Origin of the sequence: Mesorhizobium sp. M0676 (assembly GCF_040320535.1) — a bacterium.
Lineage (GTDB): Bacteria > Pseudomonadota > Alphaproteobacteria > Rhizobiales > Rhizobiaceae > Mesorhizobium.
In genome coordinates this window covers 15,249-37,067 of the sequence record NZ_JAMYPU010000040.1, presented here as the reverse complement: position 1 = coordinate 37,067, position 21,819 = coordinate 15,249, and the positions used below count along the sequence as shown (strand labels likewise).

The following is a 21,819-nucleotide window of genomic DNA, read 5'->3' as shown; positions in this document are numbered from 1 at the left end:
CCGCCTTACAGCCCCGACTTTAACCCGATCGAGAATGCCTTCTCCAAGCTGAAGTCGATCCTCAGGAAAGCCGCCGCACGCAACAGCCCCGAGCTTTGGGACGCAATCCGCGACGCCTTGCCACGCTTCACCGCCGAGGAGTGCTCAAACTACTTCTGCGCCGCAGGATGCCTGAGTGATCAGATTCTGCTCTAGCTGCGCAAGGCGTTCACTGCCACCGCCCTGGCCCTGGTGACGACCGCTCCGGCTCTGGCCGCCACCGACGTCGGCAAGATCGCGGATATCCTGCTCGGCAATGGCATGGGTCGACATCCCCGATCACCGCGCGCCAATCGTCACTCATATGGTCTGGTACAAGGTCGGCAGCGCCGACGAGCACCCGGCAAATCCGGACTTGCCCCATTTCCTCGAGCGTCTGATCTTGAAAGCGATCACCAACCGCGCCGACAGCGAGTTCGACCGAGCGGTCTCAGTCAGCGGCGGCGACAAAACGCCCTCACCGCCTATGACTCGTTTTGGGCGAGATGATGGGCTTCGAGCGATCGCATGTTCAACCTCATCCTCAACGAGAATGATCAAGACCGAGCGAAACGTGATGATGAGCGCCGTTGGCGCAGAGAGACGAACCCGCAGGTCCGCTGGACGAGGAGGTCAACGCGACATTGCGGCCGAACCAGCCCTACCGCATTCCGGTCAACGGCTGGATGCAGAAGATGGAAAAGCTGAACGGCACCGAAGCATTCACGATCTACAACAAATATTGCCGACCGAACGACGCGGTGGCCGGCAGGTAGAACCAGGCGCTGGCCGCGAAGACCTTTGGCAGGGTTGTGTGCGGGCCGGACCTGCCCGCGCGCAACCGCCGGTCGAGCCCGGCTAGTAGAACCGCGACTCATCTTCTAGCGAATTCAGGTATTCTCCCTTTCCAGTTGGCAACCGTGGTCTGCTAGCTGTCTGGCCGAGGTCCTATGAGGAGCTTGGACGTCCGGACTACACACCGAACCTGCTATATACGCCTGGCGTTGAGGAGGAAACCGATTGCCCCTGTGCCCGCCGATGATCCGTCACCTGAGATCCCCTGACCTGTTTGGACCCATCGATCGCCTGCCGGCACTTGGCACGCGGATTAGAGAGCGGACATTCGAGGTCCTCAACCCGTCGACCGGCGAAGTGCTGGCAGAACTACCTGACATGGGAGTCGAAGAGACATGCGCTGGAATCGAGAAGGCCTATGTCGCGCAGCCTGGATGGGCGGGGTTTACCGCACGTGAGCGCAGCGATGTTCTATGGCGATGGCATGAGTTGATCATCGTCCACACCGACGATCTCGCTGCAATTCTCACCGCGGAGATGGGCAAGCCGCTTGCCGAGGCCAAATCGGAGATATCGCATGCTGCGGCGTATCTGCAATGGTACGCCGAGGAGGCAAATCGCGTCTATGGCGAGACGATCTCCGCACCATCGACGGACCGCCGAATGCTGGTCATCAAGCAGCCCATCGGTGTGGTCGGCACGATAACCCCATGGAATTTCCCGGCCTCGATGGTGGCGCGCAAAATCTCGCCAGCCTTGGCGGCGGGCTGCACGATTGTCCTCAAGCCCGCTGAACAGACGCCGCTCGTGGCTGGAGCAATGTTCGCCCTCGCCCATCAGGCAGGCTTCCCCGAAGGCGTCGTCAACCTGATCTATGCGTCCGAAGGTGACGCGGTCGGCCGCGAACTTTGCACAAATCCCAAGGTCCGCAAGATCAGCTTCACCGGCTCTACTGAGATCGGGCGCCTACTCATGCGCCAGTGCTCGGACCAGATCAAAAAAGTCAGCCTAGAGCTCGGCGGCAATGCACCCTTCATCGTCTTCGATGATGCCGATATCGATGCCGCGGTTGACGGTGCGATCCAGGCGAAGTACCGCAATGCCGGCCAGACCTGCGTTTCAGCGAACCGCCTTTACGTCCAGTCGCGCGTTCACGACGAGTTCGTCGAGAAATTCGTGGAACGGGCTCGCCAACTTCAAGTTGGTGACGGTTTCGCTCCCGGAGTGGACATCGGGCCTCTCATCGACAAGCAGGCTTTGGCCAAGATTGAATCCCATATTGCCGATGCCGTAGCTAAAGGCGGCGCAATTCGATGCGGGGGCAAACGCGTCGGCACGAATGGCACGTTTTTCCAACCAACGGTCCTGACCGGTGTCACCAGTGAGATGACCGTGGCGCAAGAAGAGACATTCGGGCCGCTCGCACCGATTATTCGCTTCAACGATGCGGATCAGGTCGTGCGTGATGCCAATGAAACGATCTACGGCCTCGCGGCGTATTTTTATGCCTCTAACCTGAAGCGTGTCTGGCGTGTCGCCGAGGCCTTGGAATATGGAATGGTCGGGGTAAATACCGGCCGGATGTCTTCGGAAGCGGCGCCGTTCGGTGGGATAAAACAGTCCGGCATCGGGCGGGAGGGATCCCGCCATGGCCTCGAGGACTACCTCGAAATGAAATACCTCTGCATGGGCGGCATCTGAAGCATTGGCTTGCAGGGTTCACAGACGGGTTACCTAGCGAGCGATCTCCAAACGTGTGAATTGTAGAATCGCTCCTCGATTGGGAACTGAGGGGCGGTCCGCACCCGAGCAAACACGCAATCCTGAGGAGCCCCCTAAAATGCTGGATGTATCTCTCGACGAGACAAGCGTCTGCATTTTCGGCGAAGACAGCGCGCAGGCGACGGAGGATACGCTTGCGATTTGGCGGCCCTCGCCGACTATCCTCAGGCGACGGGCTGTCGTTGCGCGGTCTGCTTGGAAGCTTGTGCACCAAGCCATCGTCAACGCTGATTGAGCAATATCCGGCTTCAGGGGCAGAAATTGGACCTGCTACATTCCGAGATCAGTAGCTCAGCTGTTCTTCGGCTGACTGCCGCGCCGGTACACGCTCGGACAGAATTGAAGGTACCATCACATTCGCATCCACATTGGTGATCGGCGCACGGTCCAGGGCGCGCCAGGTTGACCAAGCGGGTCGAACCGCATTACAGCCTTGACCGGCTGGAGGACGGAAATCCCGATGCCGAAGAGGTTGGTCAGCCCAGTCGAGCCCACACGCATTTTCGGCACGAACAGCAAGGGCTGGGAAGCGATCGGCCGAGCGGTCCTTGAAGGGGCGGGCCAGGGTTGTTTGACGACGCGTTGGTTCAGGTCAGCTAATCTAGTCTCTACCGTTCAGAGCGGCTTCCCTCGCCAGTGACAGCGAGTCAAGATATTTGGCATCGTCGGCTTTGATTGCCGCGCAGATCTGGTCGAGATGGGGACAGCTCACTGGTGCACCTTTGGGCTCATAGTGTTTCCTCGTCATCGAGATGAGGATTGCCGGATTTGGCGTAGAACACCAACACGGGTCCGAGATCAAAGCGCGTCCCGGGCGCAAGGCGTTGGACGGACCGGGGCCATTTTTCGGTTGAGGCGCCATCGATGCCTCGCGCCAGCGTTTTGGCGAAGCGGGGCATCAGCGGAGCGAGTGTCGGTGCCAGGATCGCAGCGGCCGTCGTCTGAAGGGCTAGCGAAGTCCGATTGCGGGCGGGATAGAAACGTCGCGCCGCCGCAAAGTCTCGCGCCCCGCGGTAGATCACGCAATCGCGCATGAATTCGCAGACCTGAGTGGCCGCGCGCCGAACCGAGAAGCCTTCGTCCGTATAGGCGCGCTCCATCGCAGCGCGATAGATCTCTATGCCAGCAAAGAAGGCGCGGTCGACCGGGCTCCAGTCGCCTGCATCGGGTACACGGCCGGCAAAATCGTGCTTGATTTCCTGGTTCAACGCCTCAAGCCAGTTCAGCCAGATGCTTTGGAACACCTCGTTCTCGGTGCGGCGCAGTGCGTCCAGCGTGAAATCCGTCCGCTCATCTTCCGGGCGTGTCAGGCCCAAATGAAGGCGCACGACGTCGACTGTCTTTGGGCTCAGAACCTCCTTGCCCCAGACCGCATGGCGGCAGCTGGTTGAGAATTTCTTCCCGTCGAGCAGGTAGAACTCGTTGACGTGATAGCGAATGCGTGGCGTCCAGTGGGAGAAGACCTCGGCGTAAAGAGCGGGGTAGAGTAGCGCGTGGTAGAACGAATTGTCGAAGCCGAAGAAATGGACAATCTGCCAGTCGTTGCCGGGCATCTCCGCCTTCCAGTCGCGACCCATCGAGCGGCCGAGCGCCTGGATGTTGTACAGAAAACCGAATGCCATCTCCGGCCACACCCAGATCACTTGCCCCGGGAACCCCTCGGCCGGCAGGCCCCAGTCCGAGGGGTGGGTAATGGGCACTGAAAAGTCGCCGCGTTGGCGTAGGCGCGCGAAGAGATCCAAGATCCGTAGCGGGACGCCCGACGCCCTTAGATGCCGGTCGATATTGTCGTAGCACTGGTCCATGGCAAATTCCGGACGGCCGAGGGAGCCGACCACCGGCGCCTCGGGAGACTGCCGTGACCGCGCTGCACCTAAGTCGTGGCAAAGGTTTGGGGCACCGCATTCCTCGCAGATGTTGCCAGCGGCGGAGCCGCCGCAATCGGGGCAGAGGCCGCCAACATCCGGCTCGTAAAGATAATGGCCTGTCACAGCATCAAAAAGCGCAGGGCTCTGGCGCAAATCTACCGCCGCGCTGCTCAGAAGACTCCGGAAACACGCGGTTTGGAACTCGCCGTAACCGTCATCGCCCATTGTGGCTTGGAAGCTGTGGACCTCACAATCGAGAAGTGCAAGCGTGGCGCGAATCTCGTCGGCGTAGTAGCGCGCCACGTTTGCAGGCGTCGATTGATCGGCATCGGCGCGTGTCGCGACATAGCTCTGGTAATCGTCGCTTCCGGTCAGGTGATAGGCCTCGACTCCTTTCATGCGCAGGAAACGAGTATAGACATCAGCGCCGAAATAGGGGCCAGAAAGATGCCCCAGATGCAGATCGCCATTTGGCGTTGGCGGCGTGGAGAAGACGAAGATTGGGCCGCGTGGAGCCGTGGTCTTTGTAGCGGCATCAAGGGCGGCCTCGCCGTCTCGCCAGTAGACAGCGACGAAATCTAGGTCTTTGTTTCCGTCATTGCGCAGCACATGCGCTTCAAAAGGGTGAAACAGAACGACATCGCCCGCCTCGACCGAGATTTCCCCCCGGTCGGTCCTGACATTGCCCGATCCTGACAGGATCACGAACGCCTCGATTTCGTCGTGCCGATGGGGCTCGGATGTGACGCCGGGTCCAACCTTTCCGAATGAAAACCCCGTGCGAGCGCTGCCCGTTCCAAGCGTGGCCGTGTCGATACCGAACGCCCGCGACAGCTCCGTTCGAGAAAACGTGTATTTGCGCATGATAAGGAACCCTAGCTGTAACAGTGGCACCTCGGCTGCCAATGCAACAGCCGCCCGTGCATTTCGTGCACAGAAACGGTAGCCCGGCCCGTTGGCAGCCCCGGCCGGGATAGTGCAGCTCTGGGCCGCCAGGCGAGGCGACCAGGTGGGCACCAGTCGGGTTGCAGCGCCACAGAGGATCGCCCTGCGGCCACCTCTAATACACGTGCCGAAGCGTCTTAACGGGCTGCGGTCGATGCTCCGCGACCCCGCAAATCAGACGGCCATACCGTCCGCGCATTTTTGAGCGGTCGATCAGTCGTGTGCATGCCTCCGCCTGGCCTGCGTGAGCTCAATCGCGATAGAGGATGCCATTTGGGGGCTTGAGATTGTCGAGATCGGCCACTTTGCCCTCGGGCGGGTTAAGGGCGCGCTTAAGCACGTTATATTCAGCGCGGGTCGGCCCGCCGGTTGAAGCACGCTGGAACACCAAGTAGAGCGTCCGCCGAGAACGATTGCTTTTGTTCGGTCGTGAGTAGTGAGGTGCGTAATCGTCGAAGATGAAGATGTCGCCAGCCTTCCATATTATGGGTTCCCAGGAGAACTTTTCGGCAACTTGAGGATAGATCACCCCACCGGCATCCATAGGAAACACCCCCTTTTCGTGGTTGCCGGGGCTGAAAAAAAGCCCGCCGTTTTCCGGGTCGGAGTCGTCGACGCCTATGGCAACCACCGCATGGACCATGCGGTCGGGGAGTTTGTGTGGAATGTGATAAATGTCCTGATGCGGGAGATAGCCGCCGCTGTCTGAATAGTGGAAAATCAGCAACTCCTTGAGCCTGCGCGAATCTTCGCCAAGCAACTCCTCGACCGCTGACTTTATGCGCTGATCTTCTAAGAGCAAACGACGCAATGGACCATGGAAGTCGAGAAAATTCTCCATCTTGGAGGTGATCTTTCGATTGTCCGTCGTCTTCTCGAACCACATGAGCCATTTATCATCGCTGACGGCCCAGCGTGACATATCTTCGACAAAGGTAGAGATATCTTCCTGAGCCGCTGGATCGAAGAACCTTTCGAGCCTGACGTATCCGTCCTTCTGCCACTTTTCTCTTTGTGCATCAGTCAACATGCGAAAAGCCTCCTGTTGGAAACACTGGTTTGGTTGGACATGCCAATTAGGGCGGTCGGGCGCTGATCAAGTTGCGGGTCCACGGAGACGGACTCACGTGAGAGGGAGGCGATGCTAAGTGCGTTCCGCTCCGGCGGATATTGTCCGCAGAAGCTCGGCGCGAGACTGCCTATGTCAGGCTCAGCCGGGTCCAGGGGTTCCGCAAACTGGGCCGGATCAATCGCTTCACCCGGTTCAACCACGACACGCATCGCCAAAGGCCGGCACCATCCGCTACCTGCCGACCCAGCCATGGCCGCCAAGACCACGGCGCTCTTTCGAGTGAACGACTGGGTACGGCCTTGGCAACCGTAGGGGAAATGCACGCCCCCAGAGTGATGCGATGCGCCGCTTGGTCCAAGGGCTTGGTCGGTCACGATGATATCGGAGAAGCCTCCGGGGTTCGCCGCAGCGCAGGCGGGCATCATTCCTAGGATGCCACCGCCGATGATCAAAAGCATACGAGTCATATTCCACTGCCCATTTCTTCGGCTGCGTGGTCGGGCCAGCTCTCGATCGAGGTATGGGTGATGAAGCCAGGATGCTCGGGGTTCGCGCATGGCGCGCGCCCAAGTAGGCTATCGAGGATGCGACGCGCGCGCCAGGCCAGCAAGCTTAGGTTCGGATCGGCCAGGCCGCGCTGCCCGAGGCTCGCATTTTGTACGAAGATGCGTCTGTCACACGGTCCGTCCCAGCTCACCGAAAAATCCTCGCGAATAGCTAATTCATTGTCGATCTGCTCCAAGCGGCCCATGATCGGTTCCAACAAGCTTGGGACCGCGTTCCCGTAACCGGTGGCCAGGATGACGATGTCAGCCGTGACTTCTTCGACCTCGTCCATGCCATGCTGCAGGGTCAGCCTGTGACCCGGTCCGGCGTTGATGCAGTGCGAGACGGTGCAGCCCGGCCGCAGTGTGATGTCGCATCGGTATGGCTCGAAAAATGCATGGCGGTACAGCGCCTGATAGATCGCGCGCAACGTGCTTTCCGAAATGCCGTCCGAAGCAAGCACGAAACGCCGCAGGAGCAGCTTACGCTGCGACTCGCTCATCGCCGCGAAGCGATCCGAAAAGCAGGGCATGAACAACTCGTTTGTGAACGGGCTGTTGTCCAGAGGCAGATAGTTTTCGCGCTGCGAGACCCAAGTGATCGAGGCAGGCCGCCGTTCGTTCGGCAGGCCGACAAGGTGCAACATCACCTCGGCTCCCGACTGGCCTCCGCCGACCACGCAGACATGCTTTCTCCGCACCTCAGGGTGGATGTGCAGTAAAACCGATGAGTGGAACAGGTTGCGTCCAATCCAGCCCTGAAATTGAGGCGGAATTTGCGCCTGCTTGCCAATGCCGACCACAACGTTTCTGGCGCCGAGAACCGCCTTATCCGTCCGCACCTGAAACTCGCCGTCAAAGCGGATTTCGCGCACTGTCTCACCGCCACGCACAAGTGGGTTCCTGTGGAAGACCCAGTTCAGGTATTGTTCGAACTCCACTCTGAGCACGGCTTCGAACTGTGCGTTCAGGAAGTGATACAGACGCCCGTTCTCGTGCAGGAAGTTTACGAAAGTGTAGGCTGATCGCGGATTCACCAGAGTGACCAGGTCCTTGAAGTGACTGACCTGGAGCTCCGAGGAATCGAATGCGCTGCCTGGATGCCAGCGGAAGTCGACCTGCCGATCCAGGAACACTGCCCCTTTCCCAACTTGCTCGTGTATCTGACACGCAAGGCTCAAATTGGACGGGCCAGCACCGATCCCAACGCAAGATAACTCCACCTGCTTCCTCCTATAGCGCCTTCCCACTAGGCGGCTTGTTCGCGGCGAATATCGGCCATAGCCATTAGCCTCCGCTCACGGACTTCGAGCCCCAGTCCCGACCGGGCTTGCGAGAATTTGTCCTGCGCGTTCGGGTCTTCGCATGTAGACCGCGCATTCCAGCCCGGTGACAATCGACGATGCCGGCGACGTGGGGCAACGACGTTTGTCCTTTCCGCCCGTCTGGATGCCCCCCTCGCCGTCACGCGAGGAGCTTTCCAGGCCCACTAAGGTGTTTGAAGCCGGCGCAATCGCCTGACTCGACCATGACGCGCCGGCGTTTCGGCGGCTTGATGGCAGGCGAGAGCGCGGTTTTCACTGCGGCGACGGCATTTTCGGTGCGCATGATCATGGACGACGTCTGGCTGATGCGTTCGCAGAGTCCCCATGCATGGGCCGTGCCAGGAAGGAAATTTTATTAAACAATGGGTTGGCGGATTTACGATCCTGTCGGAAATCCGACATTGGGGGGGACGCCTCACTGCGGCGCCCGATTTGCACGTCGATGTCGCTTTTTCCGATAGCTAATCGGGCACCTTCTGCACCAGAATACTTCTTTTGTGGAGACCAGCACGAAGTCTTCATGAACGGACAGTGCAGAACCTTGCGTCTCTGCCGGACAGAGTACCCGCACGATCAGCTCTGTTCCCGGCCGACCAGCCGACCGCGTGGCAAAGATTGAGAGCGGCGAAGCTTGCGCTAACGGCCACATTTCTCCGGTATTTCAGCGATGCATTCCTCGAGACGCTTCAGGCGGCACTTCGCATTGCGAAGTTCATGTCCGGCTTCGAATCGCCGATGGCGACCCTGAGGTGTAATCGCCACGAGATCGCGCTCCAGTTCGGCAATGCGCGCACGCAACCTGCCGAGCCTCTTCCTGACGCCAACGCATTTATGCATCCACGCCCGCAAATCGGTCTTCCTGGCAGCACCCTAAAAGCTATGCGGATTATGCCACCGAGACGTAATTTCCGGCAAGCCCAGCGTTCTTCGGGAAGAAGGCTGACGCTGCTTGAGCGAAAGCACTAGGAACCCTCGGATCTGACGCGTCGCGTCGGCCGATTGCGGCAGCTCCAAAGCGCAGGGACAGGCCGTCAAGCGCCGGGCAGCGTGCCCTTCATCGACATTGCGAAGACATCGAGCAGGATGGCCAGCCCGACGCCGCACGCGGTCAGGATAAGGCCGGCCATGAAGATGCGGTTGGCGCGTTCGTAGATGGGTCGGCGCAACGAACTCATGTCGAGTAGCAGGGACAGCGCCCGCAACTGCAACGTGATGCCGACCAGGATCGGCACAACGGCGAACAGGTCGTAGAGCCGCCATGGCATGGGGTTCGCAGCCCAATGGGTGACGAAGCCGAGCGAAAAGGCAAGCAGAATGCCGACGACGGTGATTGTGCCGTTGCGAAAAATCGTCTCGATCAGCTCTTCCTTCGGATCGTGTTCGTCCAAGCGTCCCTCCTCTCACTCAGCAGTTGCAGGCCTTTGCACGGTCGACGTAGACTCTCGGGAAATCCCTGTACATCGCCGCCAACTAGTCAAGGGCCGAGGACCGAAGCCGCGAGGCAAACGTTTTTGGTTTGCGCTGGCCTCATCACTTCCTCAGGCGCCATCGGCCTTTGCCGCGAAGTGAACGATGGAAGCGCCGCCTGCCACGGGTGCTGCGCTCAGAGCGGCAGGGTCAAGAGCGTCATTTCAGCTGGAGTGTCTACAATGAAATAAAAAAAGCTGAATGGCACTCTAGGGCCTGTTGAGATTCATCGTGAGTTTATGACGGCGGCAGCGAGTTGGATGATTGCGTTGAAGCTCTGGTCAGTTTTGTCAGCTCGCATGGCCTACGCTCGAACTCCTTGAGTTTGCAGAAGAGTTATCGATGAGATGACGCCATTTGTAGAGTTCGAGATTGAGAGGGAGCGGCAAGGCGCGCCTCGGATGCTGCGAGATGACGATCTTGGCTCGCCGCGTTCGTTCAGATCGGCAATGATGGTGTTGCTGTCGAAGGCCTTAGCGCGACCAGCCCGCCGAAGGCGAGGACGCCCGAGGCCGCAAGCACGCAAGGGCGCGCCGTCGCCGACCAGATCCGGCCGAAGGTACCGAAGCTGGCGACAATCATGGACGACGCCGAGCCAGACGTGCTTGCCTACATGACTTTCCCCTAGGAGCACCGCGCCAAGCTGCACTCGACAACCCCATCGAACGCCTCAACGGCGAGATCAAGCGGCGCACCGAGGTCATCGGCGTCTTCCCAAGGATGATGCTCGTCCGCCTGGTCGGCGCGATCCTGCTCGAACAGAACGACGAATGGGCCGTGCAGCGCGCCAGATACATGACGCTGGAAACCATCAGCCAAATGAGCGATGATCCGCTCATCAGCCTGCCAGCCGTGGCACGCTGATCAGCCCGGCCCCATGCGGGAGAGGCGGCGACCAAGCCGTCAGCTACGCCTGTATGGGGCGATGATTGTCAAGCTTGATTCGTTTCCTCATCTCCTCGTTCGGCTGATTGGCGACCATGTGCTCGTGCCGACCTGGCTTCGAACTGGCTGCCGCCCGCAGTGACGGTCAAGGGTAGCTGCAGGCCATCGCGAAGCGACTTGTCCTTGACGGTCACGAGCACGGGCGCCGGCTTTGCCGGTCAGGTGGAGCTCTTTCCGGTGGGGCCAAATGCCGACGACAGATTTCCGAGGCGAGCTCGCCGAGGCAGGCGCGAAGGTCGCGCGGCAGACTGGTATGCGGTAGATCGCAGTGGATTTGACCATGATGCAGCATGGGCATCGGTGGCGAAGCTCCGGGGCGGTGCGTCCCATTCCTACGTCGGCGGTCCGAACTGCGAGGTCGCCACTCCAGCCTCTCGCGCGATCGCCGACACATTCGCGCCAGGCTTCAGCGTCGCCTCGATCAGCGTGCCTTCGCTTGCGCCGACCGCCGCAGACGCTGCGGGCTTGCCTCCGGTTCGGAACCGCCTCAAGAACATGGAAACTTCTATCATCAGACATAGGCGCAGATATAGAAATTGACACCGCAAGCTCCACGCTCCTTCAGTGTCATCATCTCTCGCCCATCATCTGATGCCGCGCCAGATGGGATGGCTCCGCGCTTACACTAGACCGATCAGGCGCCTACCGTTGCAGTCATTGTCGGAACTACGACGATGTCGGACATAAGACACAGCGCTATCAAAGTGATCGTATTGTTCTGAAAAGATTTTCCTGGTTGGCACAACACATGCAAGTCCTATGCGCAAACGCACTGCCGCGCCGCACCAACTGAGAAGACCTCATCCATGATCACGCTCGCTGAGCATGCGGTCTCCGCCGCAAACACTGAGCTTGCCCGAGCGGAAGGAAGCCTTTGCGCTTTCATTCTTCAGGTTGTACGGACATGACCGCGTTCGATTTCCGTCCAACTCTGAATGCTCCCGACGATGATCCCTATCTTTGGCTTGAAGATATAGAAGGCGAACGGGCACTTGACTGGACCGCCAGCCAGTCGGCCAGGACACTGGGGCAGTTCGGTGGAACGCAGTTCGATCGCGACCGTGAGGCCATGACAGCGATCTTCGACCATCCTGACAAGATTCCCTTGATCACCCGCCGCGGCCCGTACCTCTACAATTTCTGGCAAGATGCCGGAAATCCGCGCGGACTGTGGCGCCGGAGCACCCTTGCCGCCTACATGAAAGTTGAGCCCCAGTGGGAGCTACTGCTTGATCTGGACGCCCTCACGGCTATCGACGGAGAGGACTGGATCTGGGGCGGCGCGTCCCTTGAGCCGGAGAGACGGGAAAGAGCCGTTCTGCGCCTGTCGCGCGGCGGCAGCGAGGCGGTCGTGCATCGCGAATTCGATCTGGAGTCTCTTTGCTTCGTCGCCGACGGTTTCAACCTCGCGGAGGCCAATGGCGGGGTTAATTGGCTCGACCCTGACACGCTTCTGCTTTCCAGTCCGCTTGGTGACGGCATGGCCACCCGTTGCGGCTACGCGCGCACCGTTCGGTTGTGGAAGCGTGGCGCGGATCCGCTCACCGCGCCGGTACTCTTCGAGACCGGTTCCGAATCCCTCGGGGTGTCCGGCCATCTGGACCGCACCGCCGAGAGCGAGCGCCTCTGGTTCATCGAGCAGTCGACCTTCTTTGAGAAGATCGGCCGAATCGGTGACAGGAGCGGGCCGAAGACGCGGATCGACCTTCCTCGAGACGCCTCGTGGAGCGGGTTCAGCGACTGGCTGGCGGTAAAGCCGCGCAAGCCATGGACAGTGGGAGGGATGATACATCCCGCGGACGCGCTGATCGGCATCTCGCTTTCCTCCTTCATCGCCGGCGAGCGCAGTTTTGCCATCCTCTTTGAAACAGGCGCCAGGCGCTCCCTGCAGTCATTCTTCTGGAATAACGGGAAGCTCATTATCTCCTACCTCGTCAACCTCGATCCGCGTTTGGAGATGTTCACTCCCGACCGCCAGGAATGGACGCGCCGAGCGCTGGACACCCTGCCCTGCGAAGGGACTGTTCACCTTCGGTCGCTCGATGCGGAACTTCACGAGACCAATGGAGAGGTCCTCATTTCGGCTCAGGACCCGATCACGCTGCCGAAGCTTCTCCTATTAGACCTCAACGCCGCGGCGCCTTTCGGCGCTCCAGTAATCCTGAAGCGCGACCCGGAGAATTTCGACGCATCCGGGCTGGTGATCACGCGCCACGAGGCAGTCTCGACTGATGGTGAGATGATCCCCTATACGCAGGTCGGTCCGGCGAACGGGAACGGGGATGCCCCGGTTCACCTCACCGCCTACGGCGGGTTCGGCCTATCGCGCCTGCCCCACTACAGCTCCTCGCTCGGCAAGCTGTGGCTCGAACGCCGCGGCACCTGTGTGGTGGCGAACATCCGGGGTGGCGGAGAGTTCGGCACCCGTTGGCACGAGGCCGGGCGCAGGGAGGGCAAGCGTCTCGCCCATGACGATTTCGCCGCCGTTGCCGCCGACCTCGTGCGAAGAGGCATTACGCTGCCGAGGCGGATTGCCGCCCAGAGCGGCTCAAATGGCGGCCTTCTGATCGCCAATATGCTTACCCGCTATCCTGAGCGTTTCGGCGCGCTGTTCTGCACCGTCCCGGTTATCGATATGCGCCGCTACACCAAGCTTTTGGCGGGCGCGAGCTGGATTGATGAATATGGCGATCCCGACAAGCCCGAAGAATGGATATTCCTAAAGGAAGTCTCGGCCTACCACGCCGCGACACCAGGACAGCCCTATCCGCCGATCCTGCTTGCCACCAGGATGCGAGACGACCGCGTCCATCCGGGCCACGCGCGCAAGATGGGTGCAAAGCTACAGGCTCTTGGCTATCCCGCCTACTTCTACGAGTCCGACGCAGGCGGGCACGTCTCCGGCAAGAACAATCGTGAGCGGGCCGCATTCATTGCACTGGGCACCAATTTCCTTCGCAGTGCGATCGGCTGGCAAGTCGATGGCGTTCGATAGGTACACGGAGACAAAGGGCAACGTTTCACAAGTGAGTACAGGTCGATGATTGCGAGCAAAGGGCAAATAAAATGCGCGCGCTGTCCCACGCAAACTGCGCATGAGCGCTTCGTCGATTCCAGCAGGTTTTTTCATAGTGCACCGCATCATTTCTGAAGAGCAAGGAGAGAATATCATGGCGAGAAATCGAATGGGCGTGGGGCGGGGCGTAACAGCGACCATCGTCCTGATGCTGATGGGACAGCAGGCCGTGGCGGCCGAGCTTGCGCAAGCCGCGAGCGTCCCGCAGGCTGGAGCCTCGGTCACGGAAGCGCCAAGCCCTTGGCAGATCCGGCTGCGAGCGTTGGGGGTCGTCACTGAGGATTCGGGCTACGTCAATGCAGTGCCCGGCTCTGGTCTTTCTTATTCAAACACGGTTACGCCGGAGCTCGATATCTCCTATCACTTCACGGACAACATCGCCACGGAGCTTATCCTCGGCACCACCTATGCCAACATTGAGGGCCAAGGAGCGATCGGCGCGCTGGGCAATGTCGGCAAGGTTTGGCTGCTGCCGCCCACGCTCACATTGCAGTATCATTTTACCAATTTCGGCGCATTCAAGCCCTATGTCGGTGCCGGCGTGAACTACACGATCTTTTATAACCACGACGTCGGCAGTGCAGATGCTCTCCATGTTAAGAACACGTTCGGCACCGCGCTGCAGGTCGGGTTCGACTACATGGTGGATCAGCACTGGGGCGTCAACTTCGACGTGAAGAAGGTTTTCCTAAAGCCAGACTTCGACGTCACGGTCGACGGCGCGAAGCTGACGGGGAAGGCGGATCTCGATCCCTGGTTGATAGGCGCAGGTGTCACCTACCGCTTCTAACAACGAAAGGTGAAGGCGGCTGCTGATAGCGGATCGAAATGAAGGGCGCGCCTTGTGCGCCCCTTTTTCCGTCGGCTCTGAACGGGCGACACCTGAAGAACCCGTTGTCGAGGGGCGCCGCGCTCCTCCAGCGGACCAAAAAGGGTACCCCGTGATCAATGCGGGCTCGACCAACGCCTGAAATCGAGGTGCTTAGATGCGCTTCGGACCAGGATGGCTGTTGGGTATTGTTGATGGAATACCCGGCATCAGTCTCCCGGACGTCATGTCAGAGCTATGCGCCTGCGTAAGGCGAGCACGGAGCTCCTCGACGCCGACAAGATGCCTTGTTCAGCCATGCTGCGATAGCTGTTGTTCTTTTGCTGCAGGAGCGGTGGCTGGCGCGCCGGAAGCATTCCTCGGCAGGCCAGGCCTGCTTTTGCGCTGCCCCATGGCTTGACCCATGGCACGGTACCGCGCTCCAGCTCGGCAATGATGCGGTCAGTGATCTCCTGATAGAGGCTGGCGCCCGGGCGCCTGCCCTTGCCTGCGCCAGCCTCTCCGCTGGTGGTACGCTTGCTGTTTGCACGCATGTGTATCCTCCGCTCACCAATCGCCGCGCCTTTCCCCGGAAGCGGGGTGGGCGGCGAGTCGCGACCGGAAGGGCCCGCCCAGTAGGCGGAACGCATCCGAAGGACCGTAACGAAGAGGAGGCCCCTGAGCGGCACGCGAAGCGTTGCGGGCTGCCGCGGCGGGTCTAGAAGGGAGTGCGGCCCACCCCGCGCCACCGGGAAAGGCCCAACAGACAAACCGCGCCGGCCCTCTGTCCGGCGACCGTCAGCAGCCGACCTCCTGCCGCGGCAAGGGGCGAAGCCGAATGGCCGAGACCGCCTGAGCTTGCCGAAGAAAAGCGGGCTCGGTTCAGGAGCACCGGCTGCGAAGGCGCGCGGGCGTTCCTGTCAGCAGCATGGATGTCTGAAAACCTTCTGGCCGAGTCTCATCAACTGCGTTTTCGTCCCCGCCTCCAGATTTATTCAGAATGAGGGTTGAGTAGATCGGCCGGATCGATTCCGAGCACTCTGGCGAGTTTCGCCACCGTATCAATGCTGGCGGCATAGACCGAGCGCTCAAGTGCGCTGACATATGTTCGGTCAACGCCAGCCTCATGCGCCAGCGCTTCCTGGGACAATTTCTTTTTTTGACGATGCCTACGCAGATTGCGGGCAAAGACCTCTCGGATTTCCATGCACGAGAAGCCACCCTCTTGTCGAGGATTTCACCACGGAGTATTCTCTACAAAGATCAGAGACAACAAAGGGCGAGCGGCTGCACGGCATCATTTCGCGAGGGCAAATCCCCTGAGCCGTGAACTCAAGGACGTAAATCGTGAAGTTTGACAGCCAAACAAAGCGCAACGCCATCTACAGGTCACGAGAGCGACGCATTCGTGCCAGAAACTCACAAGGATCGATATCGAGAGCCTCGGTAACGTCGAGAAACTCAAATACGTCCAGCCGACGTTCACCACCCTCGTACTTGGCCACGAAGGATTGTGGGCGGCCCAGCATACCAGCAACCTGGGTCTGGGTGACCCCTTTGGTTTTGCGCGCCGCAATCAGCCTTTTCAGCAGTCGGCCCTGGCGAGGTGATCGAAGTGGATTTCGGCATCAGACGAACCGGCCAGGAAGAAACTGGCTCACGACACTAATCCCAGTTTCGAATTATCCCGTTTTAGGATATTGTGCAGTCAAAGTTGGACGCGGGATAATTCATACAGCGAGACATGAGATGATGGAAGACAGATTGCTCCAACCTGCTGTTGTCGACGAGGTCCCCTGGGCGGAGAGCCTGACCGGTTATGACAATGAGCACTTCAGGATCTATCTGAGACTCATAGACGCATGCGCCGGCAATGCCAGCGAAGAACAGATGGCGCAGGCGATATTGGGAATCGATCCAGTGCAAGAGCCAACGCGCGCCCAAAGGGCGGTTCGCAGCCATCTCGCGCGCGCCCATTGGCTGGTGGTGGCGGGGTACAAAGAGCTGTTCTCTGGCCGCCAAAAGGCCTGATGGTGGCGTTATAGAAGAAGACGCTTATAACCACCGTTCATTAGCGAGCGCCCGCGTCTGACTGCACGGCGGACGCTGTCGCGAAGATGGTCACCGGGGTCGGCCCAGTCCTGCTCGACGCGGGTTCTGCCGAAGAGAGCAAGGGCGATTTCGCGGTGTGATGCGCCAGCGATGAAGCCGTCGAGAGCACGCAACACTCGGCGCAACCGCGAGCAACGGGGCTCGGTCGGAAAAAATCCTGGTTGCAGCCTGCCGGTCCAACAGAGGCTGTTCAGACATTCCAAGGCGTTCAGGCGTTGCTTCAATTCCTCTGGCGACCAGAGGACGGAGGATGTCAATCGCACAGGTTCGAGGATGCTGACGCCGGAGGCAGCCAGCTGGAAGCTCCTGCCACTGTCCTCGGCCAGGAGGTGCTGATGCCCGTCCCGCGTGATGAGTACGGAGATGCGGCAGGAGCGCGGGGCGAGATCAAGCACGTCCACCCCGCGCGGCCGCGCCGCCTTTTCGGCAACAACGGGCAAAACATGCGGACATTGGCAGGGCACCAAAAGACGCTCGCATCAGTTCCTTTTGAGCTTGCAAAACAGAAGGCCCCACCGTGCGAGATCAACAGTGTTCGAAGGCAGGCTGATAATGTCCACGGACTGGGCCTTCGTGCGTTCGGCACCGCGTAGCGCGTTCGCCAGATCCTTCTGGAAGTCCGGATTGCGCCTGAGGAATTCCCAGGCCCAGCCCCGGCTGGTGAGCTGCTCGACATAGCCATAGGCACGATCATCGTGCCTGTCTGGCCAAGCAGGGCCAGGTCTTGTTTCGACCATTGCATCATTTCCAGAAAGGGTTGGATTGCAGGCTCAGGCGATCTTCATGACCGGGGTCCACAGGACTGGGCCCTTGAGCCCGCTATTGCGACGGAGGGCTTCCAAGCTCTCTGTCGAAACGTCGAGATGTCCGGCAACAGCACGTGTGTTGCCAATTGTTTGCGGATCGGACAACCGTTCGAGTGGCCAGCCGGCGCGACGCAAGATCCGCTCTATTCGCAGATCGGTTACGGTGACGATGCTGCGCAGATCGCGTGACAAACCAAACTCGACCATTCCGGCAAACAGCTCGTAGGTGCCAAATGCGATGCCCGCCTGTTTGGGCGCGGAAGGCGGCAGATCAAGCGCAAAACGGCTACTTTCCCAAACACGCGGATCTTCCGGCGCTGGACGGTCGGCAAGGAGAGCGAAGAAGCTATCGCGCAGCATCGTCGGTCCTGTAGTCGGCAACAGGCGCACGCAGCCGTCGATGCGTGCTCGGGCGCACGCAACAATAGGTAGTGGGGACGAAGCGCGTCGAACGGATCGACCTCATGGCCGCCGCTGAACGAAACGTCCCAATCAAGTCGATCCCTGAAAACGCGATACCGCAAGCGATGCATCTGCTCGAACTCGTCGCTGAACTCATCGTAGCAATCCGGCGTCATCAACTGCATCATGATGGCTTCTCCCTCGCATGGATAACACCTGCGATTGAAGGCAAAGGCCGGAGTTGATACAACCTGTGTGTGCCAGGTTTCGGAGATCAGGTGAAGAGAGATGGCCGAGACAGTGCAAGCCGAACAGCTGCCTGAATAGCTGTCTTCACGTTAAGCTTCTTCCTGGCGTTATCCCGATGATAGGCCGCGGTGCGCGGACTGATCCCAAGGATGCGGCCTATCTCCCACGCCGTCTTGCCGCGAGCCGCCCACTTCAGACATTCCATTTCCCTTCGCGATAGGGCAACGCCAGCCACGGTCCTGCCGTCGGCCAGCTTGCGACAGGCATGAAGATGGAAGAAGACCGCGATGAGCTGCAGCACGCGATCATATCGATCAATCAGGCGAAAGAACGGTGGTCGCCTTTCATCGGAGGCGAAGGTCAGTGCTGCAAAAGTACCGGTGCTGTCATGGATCGGGATCGTGAAGCCGCAGTGAATGCCAAATTGCGTCGCCTCATCCATCAGTTGTCGCTGCTGCGTCGATAGTTCGAGATCAGCACCGTGCGCATCCCAGTTGAACGGTTCCTGACCACCACGCGCCTGATGGATAACCGGGTCTATCTTTTCATACCGACTGTGAAGGTAGTGAGATGTCCAGGATTGAGGGTAGGTGGAAATCAGGCGTACCTTGCGGCCCTTGCCAGGCGAAGGGAAAAGATAGGCAAAAGACGGCAAATCGAGCGAAGAGGCAATCTCGCCCAGAGCGTTGCGCAGGTCCGTCGCGTCAGCGCTGTCTGCGATCTGCTCTACAAATCTATGAAAAGCGTCTTGCATAGCTAAACTGCAGTGAGTTCTGGCCCCCTCCAGGAGCCAAGACGGGCCGGCCAATGCGCAGCCATTCTGGGTTGAAGGCCCGGCCGGAGACTGAGCTCCGTGCCGGGCCGTGCGCCTTGGGAGGGCGATACGTGCTTCGACGGCGCTGTTATCGACGTCGAGACCTCATTCCAGCGCCATCTGTTAGCAGGTGACAGTTGTCATCTTGGGTTTCACTTCATTGCGGTCGGGGTGTCTTTTTGCGTGCGGTTGAGACTGCTCCATGGAGAGCTCCGCCTCACGGTAGATTGCGGTCTGTGGTCTGTGAGAGCGTCACCTCTACATTCTTGCAGCAGCTCAGGTGAGCCGTCTTCGGACGCGAAGGCGGCACTGTGTTTTTCGGGATTGACGTCGCATTTCAGCATCGGTTCGCAACCCTCCATGCAAGTTGCCTTAAAAGCCAAGCGGATTGTTGCGCCCCCTGCCCATGAGGCCACAGGGCTGCCGCACGTGAATATCGCGGCCGATCCGAGTTGAAGGCGTCATCTCACGCCAGATCATAACGCGCCTTCCGCCTTCAGCGCGCGATAGGTCGTATCGACTGATTTCGCAGTCGCATCGACGATGATGTCGATCTCTTTTCGGGTAATGATGAGAGGTGGGGCAAAGCCGAGGATATCCCCATGCGGCATGGCGCGGCCTATGACACCATTTTCAAACAAAGCAGCGGCGACCCGCACGCCGACCTGAAGTCCGGGTTCAAATGGCACCCGGCCCTTCGGATCCCGCATCAGCTCCACGGCGGATAAAATGCCGACGCCGCGAACCTCGCCGACAATGGGATGTCCTTCCATTTCGGCTTTCATGCGGGCTTGCCAATAGGGTCCGACGTCCCGAACATGTTCCAGGATGTTTCTTTCCTTTAGCAATTTGATGTTGGCAAGCGCTGCGGCAGCGCAAAGCGTGTGACCGGAATATGTCCAGCCATGGCCGAGTGGGCCGTGCTTTTCCGTTCCTTGTTCCAACACCGACCAGACGCGATCGCCGATGATTGACCCGGAGATAGGCAGGTAGGCTGAACTCAAGCCCTTGGCGATGGTCACGAAATCCGGACGCATGCCATAGAGATGGGAACCGAATTTCTCACCTGTTCGCGCGAAGCCGCAGACCACTTCATCGGCGATAAGAAGGATATCGTACTTGTCAAGCACCCCCTGAATCGCAGTCCAGTATTCCTCAGGGGGCGGAACGATGCCGCCGGTTCCAAGTACCGGCTCTCCAATGAAGGCTGCAACCGTCTCCGGGCCTTCAGCGAGGATGAGAGTTTCAAGTTCGTTGGCACAGCGCTTGGAAAAGACTTCTTCAGTTTCCCCCTCATGTGCCTGGCGGTAATGGTGCGGCGTCGTCGTATGGCGCACCAAATTCAGAGGCAGGTCGAAGAAATCGTGAAAAAAGGGAAGGCCTGTCAGGCTACCGGTGACCAGCCCGGACCCGTGATATCCGCGATGCCGCGAGATGATCTTCTTCTTTTCAGGGCGGCCGAGGATGTTATTGTAGTACCAGACCAGCTTGATATTGGTTTCGTTGGCGTCGGAGCCGGAAAGGCCGAAATAGACCCTTCGCATGTTCTGACCGAAATATTCGACCACCGCCTCTGCCAAAAGGGCAACTGGCTCAGTTCCCTGGCTGGCATAGACATGCGCGAACGGCAGCTCATGCGCTTGCCGGGCGATGGCATCGGCGATCTCCGTGCATCCATATCCCATATTAACGCAGTAGAGCCCGCCGAAACCGTCGAGACTTTTCCGACCCTCCGTATCCCAGATGTACACGCCTTCCGCACCGGCCATGATCCTGTTTGGTGTCTCGCCGCGGCTGTGCTTGGCCAAGTGTGTGGACGGATGAAAGACGAAGCTTCGGTCCTTCTCCCGCAGCTGCTCGGTCCCCAGATTGCTCAAGCTCATAGTACCCCTCCTTGCCAGCAGTAGGCAGAAGACACTCACCCAGCCGCCTTAGTGAAAACAAACATACTGTAAACGCCACTTGAGTTTCACCGGAATGCGCCTCTTTAGCCGCCGAATTCGCGAAAATCGGGCTCGAACTCAGTGAAAACCAACGTTTCTTGAGTTTAGCTTCTCTTGAAGCGGACCAAGGGATCAGTGCGGAGTCGCCATGTCTGTTCTGCAGCGATGGTTGCGAGGGTACCGCATTCCCCGAGAACGCTGTAAAGCAGCCCAACGAACTTTCCGCATGTGTTTAGTATGATCCGCAGGAACTTTCGCTGGTGGCGGAGGGGGCTCAGCACCTGTTAATGTGCGCTGATCGCACCCCGCCGGCTGGATCAGGGCCTCGTCACCGGCATCTTGTCCTGGCAGGGGTTCGATCTCGCGCTTGTGCATGCGGCAAAAGGCAGTTCGCGCAGCCGCTTTCGCGGACGTGCCCGCAACGGTGCCCCCCCGGGTGGCGAACCGCGCTTTGTTTTTGGATCCGCGGCCTTTTGCAGCGGTGGTGTGGCTGCCCGGCACGAGGTCGACGTGGGTGACCGCCGGCATGCTGTCGCGGGTATTGATCCGTCCGGCGAGCGGATTACAGGAAGTAACATCAGGAACGCATTCCGCATGTCGCCGACACCGTGGCCGGCGGGTACGCTAATCCACACCGCACGGTCCAAGGGCTATGCCTGGGGATGCAGGACCATGGCGGACGAATGATGCAGCACTGCGCGGTTACGAGATTCCATACCGATGGTGAGAGGTTGGTAGGCGTCGAGACGGAGCGGGGCTGCTTGGCTGAGATCAACTGGTGATTGCAGCAGGGCCGCACACTGCTGCCGCGGCAGGTGAAGCATCGCGCATCTGCAGACCGTCACAA

18 protein-coding genes and 4 pseudogenes are annotated in these 21,819 nt (G+C 59.6%); 9 read left to right on the top strand and 13 right to left on the bottom strand.

What is annotated here, in order from left to right; genetic code table 11:
• The 4 genes and pseudogenes from NKI35_RS28565 to NKI35_RS28550 all read left to right on the top strand — a co-directional run.
• On the top strand, nt 1–195 hold a 195-nt coding region (locus NKI35_RS28565; RefSeq protein ID WP_352742108.1), incomplete at its 5' end, for a transposase.
• Between the two features lie 100 nt (nt 196–295).
• A pseudogene (locus NKI35_RS31410) lies at nt 296–427 on the top strand (insulinase family protein); the annotation flags it as partial.
• 181 nt (nt 428–608) lie between these two features.
• Entirely contained in the window at nt 609–794 is a 186-nt protein-coding gene (locus NKI35_RS28555) for a hypothetical protein (protein WP_352742120.1), read from the top strand.
• A 262-nt stretch (nt 795–1,056) separates the two neighbouring features.
• Complete coding sequence (locus tag NKI35_RS28550) at nt 1,057–2,514, top strand: NAD-dependent succinate-semialdehyde dehydrogenase (RefSeq protein ID WP_352742106.1); 1,458 nt, start codon at nt 1,057–1,059, stop codon at nt 2,512–2,514.
• A gap of 809 nt (nt 2,515–3,323) precedes the next feature.
• Here NKI35_RS28550 and NKI35_RS28545 read toward each other — a convergent pair.
• The 4 genes from NKI35_RS28545 to NKI35_RS28530 all read right to left on the bottom strand — a co-directional run bounded on the left by NKI35_RS28545 (nt 3,324) and on the right by NKI35_RS28530 (nt 9,738).
• Complete coding sequence (locus NKI35_RS28545; protein ID WP_352742104.1) at nt 3,324–5,327, bottom strand: class I tRNA ligase family protein; 2,004 nt, start codon at nt 5,325–5,327, stop codon at nt 3,324–3,326.
• A gap of 331 nt (nt 5,328–5,658) precedes the next feature.
• Nucleotides 5,659–6,438 (bottom strand): phytanoyl-CoA dioxygenase family protein, encoded by a 780-nt coding sequence (locus NKI35_RS28540; protein ID WP_352742102.1) that lies wholly within the window; start codon nt 6,436–6,438, stop codon nt 5,659–5,661.
• A gap of 505 nt (nt 6,439–6,943) precedes the next feature.
• Nucleotides 6,944–8,248, bottom strand: a complete 1,305-nt coding sequence (locus NKI35_RS28535; RefSeq protein ID WP_352742100.1) for a lysine N(6)-hydroxylase/L-ornithine N(5)-oxygenase family protein — start codon at nt 8,246–8,248, stop codon at nt 6,944–6,946.
• A 1,133-nt stretch (nt 8,249–9,381) separates the two neighbouring features.
• Nucleotides 9,382–9,738 carry a hypothetical protein gene (locus NKI35_RS28530; protein ID WP_023736366.1) on the bottom strand — a complete coding sequence of 119 codons (357 nt, stop codon included), beginning with the start codon at nt 9,736–9,738 and terminating at the stop codon, nt 9,382–9,384.
• 587 nt (nt 9,739–10,325) lie between these two features.
• Between NKI35_RS28530 and NKI35_RS28525 the strand changes: the two are divergent.
• Nucleotides 10,326–10,681 (top strand): annotated as a pseudogene (locus tag NKI35_RS28525) (transposase); the annotation flags it as partial.
• 413 nt (nt 10,682–11,094) lie between these two features.
• On the opposite strand, the gene NKI35_RS28520 reads toward NKI35_RS28525, so the two are convergent.
• Nucleotides 11,095–11,259 (bottom strand): hypothetical protein, encoded by a 165-nt coding sequence (locus NKI35_RS28520; protein ID WP_352662643.1) that lies wholly within the window; start codon nt 11,257–11,259, stop codon nt 11,095–11,097.
• Between the two features lie 407 nt (nt 11,260–11,666).
• On the opposite strand from NKI35_RS28520, the gene NKI35_RS28515 reads away from it, so the two are divergent.
• Nucleotides 11,667–13,757, top strand: coding sequence for a prolyl oligopeptidase family serine peptidase (locus tag NKI35_RS28515; protein ID WP_352742098.1), 2,091 nt, complete (start codon nt 11,667–11,669; stop codon nt 13,755–13,757).
• Nucleotides 13,758–13,932: 175 nt separating this feature from the next.
• A complete protein-coding gene (locus tag NKI35_RS28510; protein WP_502897185.1) occupies nt 13,933–14,628 on the top strand; it encodes an OmpW/AlkL family protein in 696 nt (231 codons plus the stop codon).
• Between the two features lie 407 nt (nt 14,629–15,035).
• On the opposite strand, the pseudogene NKI35_RS28505 reads toward NKI35_RS28510, so the two are convergent.
• The 3 genes and pseudogenes from NKI35_RS28505 to NKI35_RS28495 all read right to left on the bottom strand — a co-directional run.
• A pseudogene (locus tag NKI35_RS28505) lies at nt 15,036–15,200 on the bottom strand (ArdC-like ssDNA-binding domain-containing protein); the annotation flags it as partial.
• Nucleotides 15,201–15,637: 437 nt separating this feature from the next.
• Nucleotides 15,638–15,853, bottom strand: coding sequence for a helix-turn-helix domain-containing protein (locus tag NKI35_RS28500; protein WP_023682784.1), 216 nt, complete (start codon nt 15,851–15,853; stop codon nt 15,638–15,640).
• Between the two features lie 175 nt (nt 15,854–16,028).
• Nucleotides 16,029–16,175, bottom strand: coding sequence for a helix-turn-helix domain-containing protein (locus tag NKI35_RS28495; RefSeq protein ID WP_502897184.1), 147 nt, complete (start codon nt 16,173–16,175; stop codon nt 16,029–16,031).
• Nucleotides 16,176–16,395: 220 nt separating this feature from the next.
• Here NKI35_RS28495 and NKI35_RS28490 point away from each other — a divergent pair, with 220 nt between their 5' ends.
• Entirely contained in the window at nt 16,396–16,677 is a 282-nt protein-coding gene (locus NKI35_RS28490; RefSeq protein WP_352742095.1) for a DNA -binding domain-containing protein, read from the top strand.
• A gap of 8 nt (nt 16,678–16,685) precedes the next feature.
• On the opposite strand, the gene NKI35_RS28485 is transcribed toward NKI35_RS28490, so the two are convergent.
• The 3 genes and pseudogenes from NKI35_RS28485 to NKI35_RS28475 form a co-directional block, all read right to left on the bottom strand.
• A complete protein-coding gene (locus NKI35_RS28485; RefSeq protein WP_352742110.1) occupies nt 16,686–17,021 on the bottom strand; it encodes a DUF2285 domain-containing protein in 336 nt (111 codons plus the stop codon).
• Nucleotides 17,022–17,237: 216 nt separating this feature from the next.
• Entirely contained in the window at nt 17,238–17,495 is a 258-nt protein-coding gene (locus NKI35_RS28480) for a transcriptional regulator domain-containing protein (RefSeq protein ID WP_352742093.1), read from the bottom strand.
• Between the two features lie 33 nt (nt 17,496–17,528).
• Nucleotides 17,529–18,097 (bottom strand): annotated as a pseudogene (locus tag NKI35_RS28475) (acyl-homoserine-lactone synthase).
• Between NKI35_RS28475 and NKI35_RS28470 the strand changes: the two are divergent.
• On the top strand, nt 18,029–18,211 hold the full coding sequence (locus NKI35_RS28470; protein WP_352742118.1) for a hypothetical protein: 183 nt from the start codon (nt 18,029–18,031) through the stop codon (nt 18,209–18,211). The pseudogene NKI35_RS28475 and the gene NKI35_RS28470 sit on opposite strands and share 69 nt — an antisense overlap.
• 29 nt (nt 18,212–18,240) lie before the next feature.
• Here the strand turns inward: NKI35_RS28470 and NKI35_RS28465 are convergent, their stop codons facing one another.
• Together NKI35_RS28465 and NKI35_RS28460 are read right to left on the bottom strand one after the other, a co-directional pair.
• Nucleotides 18,241–18,969 (bottom strand): LuxR family transcriptional regulator, encoded by a 729-nt coding sequence (locus NKI35_RS28465; protein WP_352742091.1) that lies wholly within the window; start codon nt 18,967–18,969, stop codon nt 18,241–18,243.
• Nucleotides 18,970–19,505: 536 nt separating this feature from the next.
• On the bottom strand, nt 19,506–20,912 hold the full coding sequence (locus NKI35_RS28460; protein WP_352742089.1) for an aminotransferase: 1,407 nt from the start codon (nt 20,910–20,912) through the stop codon (nt 19,506–19,508).
• Between the last annotated feature and the right edge of the window lie 907 nt (nt 20,913–21,819).

Excerpts from the sequence above, each read along its gene's own strand:
- NKI35_RS28550 (WP_352742106.1), top strand. The coding sequence starts at position 1,057 with ATGATCCGTCACCTGAGATCCCCTGACCTGTTTGGACCCATCGATCGC.
- NKI35_RS28545 (WP_352742104.1), bottom strand. The coding sequence starts at position 5,327 with ATGCGCAAATACACGTTTTCTCGAACGGAGCTGTCGCGGGCGTTCGGT.
- NKI35_RS28540 (WP_352742102.1), bottom strand. The coding sequence starts at position 6,438 with ATGTTGACTGATGCACAAAGAGAAAAGTGGCAGAAGGACGGATACGTC.
- NKI35_RS28520 (WP_352662643.1), bottom strand. The coding sequence starts at position 11,259 with ATGTTCTTGAGGCGGTTCCGAACCGGAGGCAAGCCCGCAGCGTCTGCG.
- NKI35_RS28515 (WP_352742098.1), top strand. The coding sequence starts at position 11,667 with ATGACCGCGTTCGATTTCCGTCCAACTCTGAATGCTCCCGACGATGAT.
- NKI35_RS28510 (WP_502897185.1), top strand. The coding sequence starts at position 13,933 with ATGGCGAGAAATCGAATGGGCGTGGGGCGGGGCGTAACAGCGACCATC.
- NKI35_RS28500 (WP_023682784.1), bottom strand. The coding sequence starts at position 15,853 with ATGGAAATCCGAGAGGTCTTTGCCCGCAATCTGCGTAGGCATCGTCAA.
- NKI35_RS28495 (WP_502897184.1), bottom strand. The coding sequence starts at position 16,175 with ATGCTGGGCCGCCCACAATCCTTCGTGGCCAAGTACGAGGGTGGTGAA.
- NKI35_RS28490 (WP_352742095.1), top strand. The coding sequence starts at position 16,396 with ATGATGGAAGACAGATTGCTCCAACCTGCTGTTGTCGACGAGGTCCCC.
- NKI35_RS28480 (WP_352742093.1), bottom strand. The coding sequence starts at position 17,495 with ATGGTCGAAACAAGACCTGGCCCTGCTTGGCCAGACAGGCACGATGAT.
- NKI35_RS28470 (WP_352742118.1), top strand. The coding sequence starts at position 18,029 with ATGGCCGCCGCTGAACGAAACGTCCCAATCAAGTCGATCCCTGAAAAC.
- NKI35_RS28465 (WP_352742091.1), bottom strand. The coding sequence starts at position 18,969 with ATGCAAGACGCTTTTCATAGATTTGTAGAGCAGATCGCAGACAGCGCT.
- NKI35_RS28460 (WP_352742089.1), bottom strand. The coding sequence starts at position 20,912 with ATGAGCTTGAGCAATCTGGGGACCGAGCAGCTGCGGGAGAAGGACCGA.